Origin of the sequence: Streptomyces venezuelae ATCC 10712 (assembly GCF_008639165.1) — a bacterium.
In the GTDB taxonomy this organism is placed as follows: domain Bacteria; phylum Actinomycetota; class Actinomycetes; order Streptomycetales; family Streptomycetaceae; genus Streptomyces; species Streptomyces venezuelae.
Genome location: NZ_CP029197.1, coordinates 6,174,117 through 6,186,583 on the forward strand (window position 1 = coordinate 6,174,117; position 12,467 = coordinate 6,186,583).

Genomic DNA, 12,467 nt, shown 5'->3' on the forward strand with positions numbered 1-12,467 from the left:
ACGGCGGGGCTGACCGCTTGGGGGTGAAGAGGGCTTGATGGCTGGAGCACCCGTAACTCCTTGTTGCTGTGCGGCTGGTGTGCGGTGCGGTCATGGCGTCTGCCGGGGCACGGCGGCGAGCGGAGGCAGCGTCCAGGACAGGGTCTTCGGGCCCGCGCCGGAGGTGACGTGCTGGCCCCCGGAGCTGTCGCGGAGGTCGACCCGGTACCGCTCGGGCCGTCCGGCCTGCTCCCAGCGAGCGTGCAGATCCTCGAGTTCGGCCCACACATCACGCGGCCCATGGACTCGGACAGTGCCGTTGCCTGGGCCGGTCACGGCCCAGGAGTCGTCCTCGGGTGCGACGATCGTCATCGTCTCGGCCTGGAAGTCCCGGACCACACCGGGGGCGAGGTAGGCGGCGGCGAGCCAGAACCCGTAGGCGTCGTCCGGCGGCGGCGCGAGCGGTGTGGACCGTGCCGTGCCTGGGTCGGCCTTGATGCGGGCGCGGTGGTCCAGGGCAGTGAGCCAGCGGTAGCCGAGCAAGGGCCGGTATCCGCGCGGCCGGCCTCGCAGGACCGCCTCGACCGTGCCGGCCGTAGTGCGGGTGACGAGGAGGTGTCCCGGCCAGCTCGGCGTACGGGTCGCGAGCGTGGTGAGCAGCCGGCCGCCCGGCGCGAGCTGCTCCACCCACGGCACCGGGACACACGGCACGCCGATGCCGGAGTGGATCCGGTCGTAGGGCGCCCTCGCCTCGTGCCCTTCGAGCGCGTCACCCTCGATCACCTCCGCGCCGACGCCAAGGTGGTCCAGATTCCGCTGGGCGAAGGCTGCCATGTGTCCGTCCCGCTCCACGCCGGTGGCGAGGCCGGGGCCGGTGATGGCGGCGGCGAGTGCGAGGGAGACGCCGGGACCCGGCCCGAGCTCCAGATACCGCTGCCCGGAACCGAGTTCCATGGCTTGGAGAGCTTCGACCGTGGCAGGGGTGTAGGTGGACATGGACGTCATGTGTCCGCCGGTCACCGGCCCGCGGGGGAGAGCGTCAAGGGGTTCTCGGTCGCGCTGGAGCAGGATCGACTCGTCGCTGTGGATCAGCTCAAGCCACTCCTGACGGTCGTCGGGGTGGGAGCCGTCGAGGAGGCGCCAGTCGATCGGATCCGCGCCCGGTCCGCTGACCCGGACGTACGCGTGCGGGAGCAGGACCTCGCGTGGCAGTGCGAGCAGAGCCTCTCGCACGGGACCGCGGCCGAGTTCTCCGCTCTTCTCGAGCCGGGCGACCATCGCCGCCCGGGCCGCCGCAGTCTCGGCGGCGGACTGCGGCGGAAGGAGGGGCGCGGCGGGCACGGTGTTGTCGGTCAGCACGGGTTGCACCAGGGGATCGGGTGGCGCGGCAGTTGGAGGCGCCGTCGAGTTCGGCACCTCGTTCACGAGGCATCGCCTCCGAGCGAGCGGTCGTGCTGCGCGTCGTCCGTGCCCGCTGCAGTGGGCACGGTGGGAGGGGCGGTCCGGGCTGCGGGAGGCCAGCCCAGCTGAGAATAGGCGCGGCCTTCGGAGATCGCGGTGATGGCCGTGCGGGTGTAGGACACGAGGCGGTCCGGAAGCTCGTGCCGCGGCCACCACTGCCAGTCCAGACACTTGTCGGTCTCGCGAACCTCGGGGGTGCCCTCCCACCGGCGTGCTCGGAAGACGAGCTGCATCAGGGGCAGGCTGCCCGGAGCGTCGACGACGTGGACGACGTGCGCCAGCTCCACGTCCGCGGGGTCGATGACCAGCCCCGCTTCCTCCCACGCCTCGCGGACCAGGCATGAGAGGGCAGATTCCTGCTCGCACCGCCCGGCGAGGTAGTGCCAGGTGTCGCCCGCGTACTTCGACTCGGGGTGACGCAGGCCGAGAAGTACCCGGCCTTCTGCGTCTTCGAGGTGGAGGTGGACCCCGACACCGTTGAGCACGGTCCGGCTGCCCCCGTCCCACACGGCAGGAGCCACGGCCGACCCGGTGTCCGGGGGGTTCTCGGCCGCGTGCTGGCGAATCAGGTCCCGGGTTGCGGGGCTCAGGCGTAGCCGGTCCAGTTCGTCGGGCGTGAACCAACGCACCAGCACGCCTTCGTGCAGCCGGAGCCGGTCGGTGTTGCCGCCCCACCGGCCGGTGAAGACCTGGACCGGGACGCTGAGGCCGTCGATGCTCGTGGCGGCCTCCACGGCGTAGGGCTTCACATCCTCAAGGCGGAGGTCGGGCACTTCCTCGGACAGCTCCCGCAGCAGGGTGCCCTCAAGGCTCTGGTCGTCGTGGGTGCGGCCGCCGCCGAGAAGGGCGAAGGCGCCCGACTGCCAGATGACGCCGGGCTTGTGGTCGCGCAGATGAAGCAGGTATCGGCCCGCCCCGTTGTGGATCAGCGCGGAAGCGTTCACCGGCTCCGGCCGGCCGTCCAGGCCCGCCGCGATGAGTTTCGCGCGCAGTGTCGGCGAGGTGACTTCCGGCTGCGGGAGCCATTGGGCGCCGGAGACCTCCGCGTCCTGCAGCACGATCGTCGGCGGCTCCTCGCCGGCGAGGTAGAAGACGTAGCGGAAGTCGTAGTGGCAGTGGGCCGGTTCCCCCTTGGACGGGTTGGCGTCGATGTCGTGGACGTCGATGTCGATAGGAGAGCCGAGCAGCTGCCGGGTCAGGCACAGGGCGCCCGGCGCGATCCCGGCCTCCTCCGACACCTCGCGCAGCGCCGCGGCGAGCAGTGTGCGGTCCCCGGGCTCGATGTGGCCGCCGGGAGTGAGAATGTGGCCGCCGGTGGCCCGGTGCCGGATGTGCAGGACCCGGCCCTGCCGGTCGATGACGACAGCGCTGCACGTGACGTGCCCGGGCCGCGTCGTCCGGGCGGTCAGGTCGACAGGCCGGTCCAGAGCGGCAAGGAGTCCTGCCAAGGCGTCACGCTCGCCGGGGTGTCGGCCGAGGTACGCCTCGACGGTCTTGCGGATCGCGGTGGGGCTGGGTGACATGGGCTTCTCTCGCCTTCGAAGTCGTGAGAGCGGGGTGGCGGGCAGGCTGAGGGGAAGGGGGCGCTCGGGTGGGTCAGCTCGGCGTCTCCTGTCCGGACGGCTGGGTGCTGCGGGGGCCGGGAACGACGTCGGCCACGGGCGCGATGCCGTATTGCGCGGCCTGGGCGGTGAACATTCCCTGGTACAGGCCGCCCTCGTGGGACATCAGGTCCTCGTGGGTGCCGTCCTCGACGGCACACCCCTGATCGAGGACGTAGATGTGGTCGGCGTGCATGGTCGCGGCGAGCCGGTGCGTGACGAGCACGACCGCGTGCCCCTCCTCGGCCAGGGACCACAGCCCCTCGAACGCGGCGATTTCCGCATGGGGATCCAGGGCGCTGGTCGGCTCGTCGACCAGCAGGAACGGCGCCTGCCGGTACCGAGTTCGAGCGGACCCCAGCTTCTGCCACTGCCCTCTCGAGAGTTGGACACCGCGCTCGTAGCCCTTGAACACGATCGAGTCCCATCCGTGCGGCAGACCCTCGACCAGCTTGAGCACGCTTGCTTCTCCTGCGGCCTTGCGGACGCGGTCCATGTCCCGGGGGCGGTCGCCGGCACCGATGGCCACGTTCGCGGCCGCCGTCATCTCCCAACGCGGGAAGTCCTGCGCCAGCAGCCCGACCTCGGCGAAGACCTGGGCGCGGTCCGCCTCACGCAGCCCGACCCGCTCGCCCGACTCACCCACCCACCACACGTCCCCCTCGGAGGGGAGCAGTAGACCGGCAAGCACCTTCGTGAGCGTGGTCTTCCCCGAGCCGTTCGCACCCACCAGGGCCGTTACTTTCCCCCGCGGGACCCGCACGCTCACGCCCTTCAGGGAAGGACCCTCGGCACCCGGATAGGTGAAGGACACCGCCTCCGTCCTCACCTCCCGCGCCGGCGCGGGCAGCGGGGTCCCGGTGTGCGGGATTGCGTTCTCGCCCGCCACTGCGATGGCGTCCTCGGTGTCGGTGAGGAACAGCAGCTCCTCGTACAGTCGGTTGACCTGCTGCACCAGCGACGTGAGTCGCGCCGTCGACGTACGGATGGCGATCACCGCGGTCCCGCCGACGGCGAGCGGCAGGCCACCGGTCGACAGCAGCCACCACAGCACGCCGTAGCAGGCCAGCGACGCCACACCGGCGAACGCGCCGGCGACCAGATCCGTGGACGCCTGCGCCCGGGCCAGGCGCCGCTGCTCCGCCTCCGTCTGCCTCGACATCTCCTCGTAGCTGGACAGCAGCTTCGTGCCGGCCGCGTGCACGCGGATCTCCCCGGCGGCGTGCGGGCGTGTCAGGTAGGCCAGCAAGGAGGCGATCGCTCTGCGGTGGTCGACCCAGGCCATCCGGGAGAGGTAGTCACGGCGCGCGGAGCGGACCGCGCCCCACCCCTTGGGCAGGGCGATCGCCAGCAGCATCGGCAACAGCGTCCAGTGCAGCGCCGCGAGCACGACGGCGGCCGCAGCCATGCCGATCACCACATTGCCCACGCCGACCGACAGCCGCAGCATGCTGCGGGCCGAGTCGGTGCCGAACCTTCCCGCCTCCAGGATCCGCTGGATCTCCGGCCGCTCGGTCGCCTCCACCTCCACGCCGGTGACGGCCCTGTAGTACCGGGCGGAGACCGCCCGCTCCACCTGCGGCTCCAGACGGCCCGACATCGCCGTCGACCACGCCGACAGCACGGCGGTGGCCACCGCCGCGACCGCGAGCGCCACGAGCGACGGCAGGGCGTCGTGGAGCTTGTCCACGGTGGGGCCGTCGGCGAACAACTGCGCGAGGACGCCGTTGACCGCCACCAGGCCCCACCCGGCCGTCACGCCCTGCCCGAGCTCGGCTGCCACGACCCCCATCAGCGCGCGCCGGTCCGCCTTCCAGCCGGTGCGCAGCACCATGCCCACCATCTGCGGCAGCGCGGCAGCCATGTGCCCGAACTTCAGCCGGGTCAGCGGGCCTTCGTGCCGGACGTAGGACTGGTCGTAGCGCAGCCGGCCGCCATAAAGCTCCCGCTCGGCATCCGAGATGCTGTCCGTGGCTCCGGCCTTCTGCGGGCTTGCGATCTCATCGCTGCCTGGTTCGACTGACGTCAACGTGTTCCCCCTCGTGGACGTGGTGGTGGCGTCGGCATGCTCAACGACGCCGCGCGATTCGAGCGCCTGTTCCTTTCGGACGGATCGGGCGCCCTGTGATTCCGCGGCTTTCCGAAGGTGTGCAGTGCATCGACCCTTGCCGCGCAAGAGCACTCGGCCGGGCGCGGAATGGCCGAAACGCCGACCTCCAAGCGCGGCGGCGGCACGCGGTCGGCAAGGCCTTCAACCTGATGCCTCACCCTGCTTGCCGAAGCGGACGAAAGGATCAAGCTCAGCCTCGCGAACGCAGGGGCCGAGGGCGTCATTGCCGGCCTCCTGGTGCTGCTCGCAGGCAAGCCCTGATTCACGCCGCCTGGCGCCCGGAGTGCTGCGGGCAGACGTGCTCCGCATCGAGCAACAGCCGTGCGTGCGCCGCCGGTTGGCCGAGGCGCGGATTCTCCCGGGGTGAGCAGAGATAGCGCCTCGACGGGGGAGGTCATCGGTCGGTGTCCTTCTGCTCCCTGGACACCTCGCTGCGGGCCTTCAAGCCCTGCTGGAGCTGGTTGGTGGCGTGGCGGCGGAGAAGGCTCAGGCCGTGGTCGAGAGTGGCCGGCTCCTCCGAGAGATTGATCCTCAGCAGTTGGCCACCGGGGTAGAGCGCCTCCCAAGCGCCGGAGGTGCCGCCGTGGACGACGGTCGGGTTGAGCCGCAGGCCGGATCGCCCGCACCGTGCGACCCACTGGAGGAAGTCTGCTCGGGGTGTGCGGAGTTCGGCGAAGGCGGAGTAGCCGGTGGCGGGCTGGAGGCCGGTGACGGGCCGGAGCGGCGACTGGGGGCTGGCGATGGCGAGCGCGTTGCGGCGGAAGCGTTCGCCCATGGCGGTCAGGTGGTCGCGTACGCGGCGGTAGGTCTCTTCGTCGGGAAGGTCAGGTAGACCGGCGCGGTGAATGCAGTCCTGAGCTGTCTGGACCAGCTTGGAGGTCTGCTCGCGGGGGGCCTCCACGAGGGCGAGTAGGGAGGCGTAGAAGAGCATGACGACCTCGCCGACGGGGTCGCTACTCATGGCCATCCGCTCGAACCGGTCGCGTCCGAAGTGACTCAGCAGCGCCTTGTTCCGCGTGACGACGACCGCCGCGCGAAGGCCGGGCAGGGAGAGATCCTTCGAGGCGGTGAGGATCAGGGCGCACGCGTTCAGGTCGAGGCCGTGGGCGCGGTCGCGGAGTATCGCGGCCGGCTGTGGGCCTTCGGAGCCGACCTGGAAGGGAATGTCGATGAGGGTGAAGTCCGGCCTGGCCAGCTGCGGCAGGTCGTAGCGAGTGCCGGTGACGCCGTTGGGAAGGACTTCGACGAGGCAGGTGCGCGGCGTGGGCGCCGCGCTGGTGGCGTGGAGTGCACCGTCGTGCCGGTAGTAGGCGGTGACGGGTGCTCCCCAGCGGACGGCGGACTGGTCGAAGGCGTAGTAGTTCGGAAGCGGCAGGACGAGACCGTGGCCGGTGTCGGCGAGGTGGGCGATGGTCAGGTTGATGGCCTCGGTGCCGCCGCGAGTGAAGAAGATGTCCGAGGCGTCCAGGTGCATGTTCAGGTGGCTGCCGAGGAGTTCGGCCATCGCCGCCCGTGTGTCGGAAGGGCGGCGGCCCGCGTATGCGGAGAGGGTCCCGTCGCGGATGAACCGGTCCAGCAGTGTGGACAGGTAGCGGGCGAGGTCCGGGGAGGGCGGGAAGCGGTTGCAGCCCTCCCCGAGCTCGATCGTCGTCTCGGGGTCCGAGTCAGCATCGGCGCGTAGGGCGCCGAAGGCGGTGAGGCAGTCGGCCTGCGCGGGCGCGGGGATGGTGTCGTGCACGGGTGGCTCCGGTGCGCCATGGGCCGGGGCGCTGCCGGGCTTCCGCGGTGCGGACGTCGGTGACGTTACCGGATCGGCAGGGCTCCGGGGGCGGTTGCCTCCAGCGGGGGTACCTCATGCAGAGCCGGGTGGCGCCAGTCCCGGGTGGGGGTGGAGGTCAGGAGGATGCCTGCGGCCGCGTCGAGGTCGGGTGTGTCGGTGTGCTGGTTGCGCCGGACCCAGATGGCGTCGATGCCGGCGCGCCGGGCGCCCGCGGCGTCGGCCCGGGGGTTGTCGCCGATCATGACAAGCCGCGCGGGGCCTGCGGCTTCCCGGGCGAGGCGGAATGCCTCGGGGTGGGGCTTCTCGTAGCCGCTGGCGGCGGAGTTGATCACCGCGCGAAACCGGTTGTCGATGCCGAGGGCGGCCAGAAGCGTGGGGAGTTCGGGAACGTGGTTGGAGAGGAGCACGTGCTGCCAGCCTTGCGCGGTGAGCCTGTCGAGGACGCGCAGGGCCTGCGGGTAGAGGCTCCAGGCGGCGGGGTCGGTGTAGGCGGCGCGGGTGGCCGCCGCCGCGGCCTGCGGGCCGGCCGTGCCAAGGCGGGTGAGTGCTTCGGCGACGACAGCGGTGATGTGGTCCCACCAGGCGTCCGGCTCGTTCAGGTGCGGGTGCGGGTCCTGCGCGGCGTGCCAGGGGAAGCCGGTCGCGAGAGCCTCGAACATCTCGGGGAACGCCCACCCGTGGCCCGGCTGCTGGGTGTCCAGGACTTCGAGGAGGCACTCGGCCCAGGTTCCGCGGCGGCGGTGGCCGAGCGTCCCGTCGAAGTCCCATATGGCGACCTTGGCCGTCACCACAGATCCAGCGCTTCCAGGACCTGCGCCGCCGTGGGCAGCGGCGCGGTGGGGGTGGCGGTGAGGAGGTTGTCGGGGAGGTCGGTCTTGGTGTCGAGCTTGATCATCTCGCGCCAGCGCAGGACCTGTTGCCACTGCGACGTCCAGGCGGGGCGCAGCTCGTCGGCCGGGATGTTTTCGAGCTGGCGTCCGTCGGCCAGGAGGCGGGCGGCGGTCGTGGCACCGATCCCGCGGACGCCGGGAATGTTGTCGGCGGGGTCGCCCATCAGGGCGCGGAAATCCGGCCACTGCTCGGCGAGAACGCCGTAACGGGGGAGGATGTGCTCGCCCGCGGTGTAGCGGCGCTCCATGGCGAGGCCGGTGTTCAGCAGGCGCACGCTGGGGTCGGTCAGCAGCTGGAGGTAGTCCTTGTCGGTGGTCATGATGTCGACTGCGCGGCCCGCGGCGCGGGCGCCGGTTGCCAGGGTGGCGATGACGTCGTCCGCCTCGCAGCCGTCCTGCTCGATCCACCGGACGCCCGTGTGTTCGAGCGCGTTTTTGACCAGGGCGAGCGACTCGATCAGGCCGGGCTCGGGGGCGGGACGCTGGGCCTTGTAGTCGCTGTCCTGCCCGGCGCGGGCCTGGGAGCCGTCCTCGGAGTCGAAGACCACGAAGATCTCGGATGCGTCGGCGTGCTGGATCTGTGCCTTGCGCAGCAGCGCGGTGAAGCCGAACACGCCGGTGCGGTCGATGGTCTTGTCGCGGCTCATGATGCGGGCGGCGAAGCCGTACCAGGCGCGGTGGAGGAGGTAGTGGCCGTCGACGAGCAGCAGGGGTGCGGTTGCGGTCACGGCGTGGCCTCCAGGGTCTGGTGCGTGCTGGTGGGTGCCTGTGACCGCGGCGTACGGGCGTCCGTTGCCGGATGACCATGGAGTCTAGCCACGGGGGTGGTGTGAGACTGCCAGAACGTGGCCAGCAGCGCCGCGAGGTGTTCGGCAGCGTTACGTTCGGCGACGACCCTGCTGTGGGCGGCGGTGCGCAGCCGGGTGCGTTCGTCGTTGGTCAGGGTGAGCGCCCGGCGTAGGCCGGCGGTCAGGGCGCCGGGGGCGGGGTCGTAGAGCAGGCCGTTGTGGCCGTCGGTGATCTGTTCGGGGAAGCCGTCGATGTTCGGGGCCAGGACGACGGCTCCGGTGTGCTGGGCCCACAGGGCGGTCTCGAAGACGATGTTGGCCAGGGTCTCGCCGCGGCTGGGGACCGCCATGGTGACGGTGTCGGGCCAGGCGGCCAGCGCGCGGGGGATGTCCCGGTCGTAGCGGCCGACGATGGTGGCGCTGAGTCCGAGCTCGGCGCTGCGGTCGCGGTAGGAGTTCAGCAGGGCGGCGCGGTCGTCATCGGTCGGGACGGCGACCATCGCCAGGTGGACGTCGTCGCGCAGCGGGGCGAGTTCCTCGATGAGGACGTCGAGGCCCTTGGTGTGGTCGGTGCGGCCGACTGCGGCGACGACCGGCCGGCCAGCGGGGATGCCGAGGGCGCGCACGATGCGTTCGGCTTCGGTCCTGGTCGGTGGGGTGAGGTCGGCGGAGGTGAGGTGGAGTCCGGACGGCCAGGGCCGGAGGCTGGCCGGGTCGAGGCCGTACTGGCCCTGAAGGTGGCGGGTGAGGAAGTCGCCGATGTCGGCGACCCAGGTGCGCGGGTGGAGCTTGGCGGCGGCGATGGCCTCCTCCTCCCAGGTGACGCGGCCGGGGTCGGGGCGGGGGCGTTCGGTGATGCGGGCGGTGGAGAACAAGGCCAGCAGGACCTCCACGGCCGGGTGGACGCCGACGTGGTGGGCGAGTCCGGCGAAGGGGGTGTCGACGCCGATGGCCAGCACCTTGGCGTGCCGGTCGGCGAGGTGCGTGGCGACGCGGGCGGCTTCGACGCACAGTTCCCGCCAGGCGTCCGGCTGCCAGAAGGGGCGGCGCGTGTCGTACGGCAGGATGATCACCTTGCCGCCGAGCCCTTCGACGACGCGTCGGGCGTAGAGGAGATCGTCCTCGTTGTAGCCCCAGGTGGCCGGGGTCGGCTCGGGGACGGCGAGGTACGGAATGAAGGCGCCGACGTGCGCGCTCAGGCGGTGGTGGTGGCGGGCGAGGGTAGCCAAGAAGGTCTTGGTCTGACGGCCGATGCCGTTGGTGTTGTTGGCGATACCGTTCACGGCGCAGTACAGCAGCGCGTTGGTCGGGGACAACGAGGGCCTCTCCTTGTATGTCAGCCGGCGGCGTAGAGGTCTTCCGGGTTCGGGCGCCAGATCTTCGACTTCGCCGGTGCCGGCTTCATACCGTGGGCGGTGAGCAGGTGGGCCAGGTGCCGGTAGGCGGCTTCCGCCTCGGGCTCGGTGACGGCGAACAGGGTGTAGTTGTCCGTCATCCGCACGGCCGCCCATCCGGTCAGCTGCTGGTCGACGGGGGTCATCCGGAGATTGGTCAGCATCGGGCTCAGGCCGCTGCCCGGGGCGAGCGGGTCGGGGAGCGCGGTCAGGATGCGGCGCAGCAGGGTGAGGATGCGGCCGTCGTGGACGAAGCGGGCGACGGAGGTGATCGCGTCCTCCAGAGCGACGCCGCGGCTGGCGGCGGCGACGTCGATGTCGGCGACCCAAGGCAGGCCCGCGTGCAGGTGGCGGGCGGCGGCTGCGACCGCGAGGGGCCGACCGGCCCGCCGGTGCCAGCCGAACATCCAGGGCGGGTAGGCGTCCCGCTCCAGGACGGGCTCGATCGCGTTGCGCACCGCCCGGTGGACGATCCGGTCGGCGACCGTGGGGATGGTGACGGTGTGCCGCTTGCCCCAGGCGTCGAACTCCTCGATGCGCAGCGGCCCCGGCCGCCACGAGCCGTCGGACAGGGCAGCGGACAGCGCCTCGATACGCGAGGGCATGCTCTGTCGGAACGTCTTCCAGGTCATGCCGTCGGCACCGGGGGAGCCGGTGCGCCCCATGCACTGGCGAGCGGCCCGCTTCAGCGCCCGCTCGCCGACGGCCTGCCGCATCAGCGAGTGCGCCGCCGTCCTCCCGCTCACCTGGCCGGGCCGGTGGCGTCCAGGAAGGCCTGGGCGACAGCCGTCGGCGTGTGGGCGGCGACCTGGCGCGGCCCCTGGGCGGAGGCCGCGTGGTAGCCCGCCGGGTCGCCGAGCAGACTCGTGACCGCCTCCCACAGGACCAAGGGCCCGCTCTCCAGCGCGGTCATCCGCCCGGCGGGCCCGGTGAGGGCCGGCAGGTGCCCGAGCCCGTAGCCGACCACCGGCGTTCCCACCGAGAGGGCCTCCGCGGCGACGTTCCCGAACGTCTCCGGGCTGGTCGAGGAGACGACCGTGACAGCCGCTCCCGCGAGGAAGCCCGGAACCTCCTGCCAGGGCAGGGCCGGAAGGATCTCCACTCCGGGCAGGCCAGCGGCCAGGGCCCGGCACTCGGCGACCACGTCGTTCTGCATGCCCGGCCAGTACTCGAATCCGGCCTCGGCCAGCACGATCTGCAGCGGCCTGCCCAGCCCGGCCGGGTACGCCTTCAGCAGTTCGGCGATGCCCTTGTGGGGCTCGGCCCGGGCCACGATCCGTACCGGACCGCGCTCGCGCAGCTCCTCCCGCTCGTCCGGCGCCGGCGGGGTGAGCGTGTGCATGAGGGCGTTGGGGACCACGGCCCAGGTACGGGAGTCCACGCCCTCGCGGGCCAGTTCCTCGACCATGAAGCCGCTGACCGTCAGGACCCGGCCCGGGCGGTGTTCCAGGCTGCGGTAGAGGGGGGCGTCGGTGCGCGGGACGTGCACCATCAGCGCGGTGGCCGTGCCGGCCGGGGCCGGACTGAGGTAGCCAAGCCCCCACACCGCGTCCACCCAGCACACCAGATCCACCGCGTGGCCGTCCAGAAGCTCGCGGACCTCCCGCTCCACCGGGGCCGGATCGGCCAAGAGGGCGGTGAGGTGCTCCTCCAGCGCGGGCCGGGGCAGGGTCAGGCTGTTCAGGCGGAGCAGGCCCTCGCCGTCGGCGGGGGTTCCCGGTCCGGCGGCGATGATCAGGGCGCGGTGGCCGAGTTCGCACAGGCCGACGGCGAGCGCAGCGACGCTACGCTCGATCCCGGCGGGCTCGTCGGGGTTGTGGGTGAGCAGGACGAAGGCGATGTTCACGGGGTGTCTCCACTGCTCGGCGAGGTAGGGGCGGTGTCTCGGACGGGCCGCAGCCCGATGCCCGGCGAGCTGATGCCAGGCGGGACGTCGTTGGCGTGGGCGCACTCGGCGTACTGGGCAAGGGAGTTGTATGAGCCGCCGCGGAGCAGGGCGACGCGGTCGCGGCGCCACGGCGCTGTCGTCCACTCCCAGACGTTGCCGCCGACATCCCAGAGGCCGTCCGGGGTGCGGCCGGCCGCATGGGCCCGGACGGGTGTGGGGAGGCCGGGACCGAGGCCGCGCAGGTTGGCGTGGCCCCGTTTCGGGGCGTGGTCGCCCCAGGGGAAGCGGCGCACCGCGCCGGAGGCCATCCACTCCCACTCGGCGGACGTCGGGATCCGTGCTCCGAGCTGGTGGGCGAGCTGGGCGGCGTGGGGCAGTGCCAGGCCGGTGACCGGCATCCCGGCGACCGCCAGGGGCGTCGCCGCCCACCACAGCGTGCCCACCTCCTGAGCCGGGTGCCACTCCCCGGCCGCAACGGGGCCGCCGGATATGCGGATCCACTCCACCGGATCTACTGCAGCCGCTACCGTGGAGGCGTCCCGGGCAGCAGGTACGTTCCCCGGAGGAAGAACCGGT

At 72.0% G+C, this 12,467-nt stretch carries 10 protein-coding genes; all 10 read right to left on the reverse strand.

The annotated features are described in order from the left end of the window. Positions 1–90 precede the first annotated feature (90 nt). The 10 genes from DEJ43_RS28555 to DEJ43_RS28600 all read right to left on the reverse strand — a co-directional run bounded on the left by DEJ43_RS28555 (position 91) and on the right by DEJ43_RS28600 (position 12,397). Positions 91–1,338 (reverse strand): methyltransferase domain-containing protein, encoded by a 1,248-nt coding sequence (locus DEJ43_RS28555; RefSeq protein ID WP_233448001.1) that lies wholly within the window; start codon positions 1,336–1,338, stop codon positions 91–93. A gap of 62 nt (positions 1,339–1,400) precedes the next feature. Then, positions 1,401–2,963: an NUDIX hydrolase gene (locus DEJ43_RS28560; RefSeq protein ID WP_015036872.1), complete on the reverse strand. Its 1,563-nt coding sequence runs from the start codon at positions 2,961–2,963 to the stop codon at positions 1,401–1,403. Between the two features lie 73 nt (positions 2,964–3,036). Further along, positions 3,037–5,004, reverse strand: a complete 1,968-nt coding sequence (locus tag DEJ43_RS28565; RefSeq protein WP_041664294.1) for an ATP-binding cassette domain-containing protein — start codon at positions 5,002–5,004, stop codon at positions 3,037–3,039. A 541-nt stretch (positions 5,005–5,545) separates the two neighbouring features. Continuing rightward, positions 5,546–6,889 (reverse strand): aminotransferase class I/II-fold pyridoxal phosphate-dependent enzyme, encoded by a 1,344-nt coding sequence (locus DEJ43_RS28570; protein WP_015036874.1) that lies wholly within the window; start codon positions 6,887–6,889, stop codon positions 5,546–5,548. A 65-nt stretch (positions 6,890–6,954) separates the two neighbouring features. After that, on the reverse strand, positions 6,955–7,719 hold the full coding sequence (locus DEJ43_RS28575) for an HAD family hydrolase (RefSeq protein WP_015036875.1): 765 nt from the start codon (positions 7,717–7,719) through the stop codon (positions 6,955–6,957). Further along, the gene (locus DEJ43_RS28580) at positions 7,716–8,549 is read right to left on the reverse strand and encodes a 5'-3' exonuclease (RefSeq protein ID WP_015036876.1); all 834 of its coding nucleotides are present in this window, start codon (positions 8,547–8,549) and stop codon (positions 7,716–7,718) included. The genes DEJ43_RS28575 and DEJ43_RS28580 overlap by 4 nt, the downstream gene beginning before the upstream one ends. Then, positions 8,546–9,925 (reverse strand): glycosyltransferase family 4 protein, encoded by a 1,380-nt coding sequence (locus DEJ43_RS28585; RefSeq protein ID WP_015036877.1) that lies wholly within the window; start codon positions 9,923–9,925, stop codon positions 8,546–8,548. Before DEJ43_RS28585 ends, DEJ43_RS28580 begins: the two co-directional genes overlap by 4 nt. Before the next feature lie 20 nt (positions 9,926–9,945). Continuing rightward, on the reverse strand, positions 9,946–10,749 hold the full coding sequence (locus DEJ43_RS28590; protein WP_015036878.1) for a reverse transcriptase domain-containing protein: 804 nt from the start codon (positions 10,747–10,749) through the stop codon (positions 9,946–9,948). Beyond that, a complete protein-coding gene (locus DEJ43_RS28595) occupies positions 10,746–11,849 on the reverse strand; it encodes a glycosyltransferase family 4 protein (RefSeq protein ID WP_015036879.1) in 1,104 nt (367 codons plus the stop codon). Before DEJ43_RS28595 ends, DEJ43_RS28590 begins: the two co-directional genes overlap by 4 nt. Further along, a complete protein-coding gene (locus DEJ43_RS28600) occupies positions 11,846–12,397 on the reverse strand; it encodes a formylglycine-generating enzyme family protein (protein WP_069202178.1) in 552 nt (183 codons plus the stop codon). Before DEJ43_RS28600 ends, DEJ43_RS28595 begins: the two co-directional genes overlap by 4 nt. Positions 12,398–12,467: the final 70 nt, after the last annotated feature.

What these genes read in the sequence shown, in the direction of transcription:
- DEJ43_RS28560 (WP_015036872.1), bottom strand. Translation starts at nt 2,963, where the DNA reads ATGTCACCCAGCCCCACCGCGATCCGCAAGACCGTCGAGGCGTACCTC.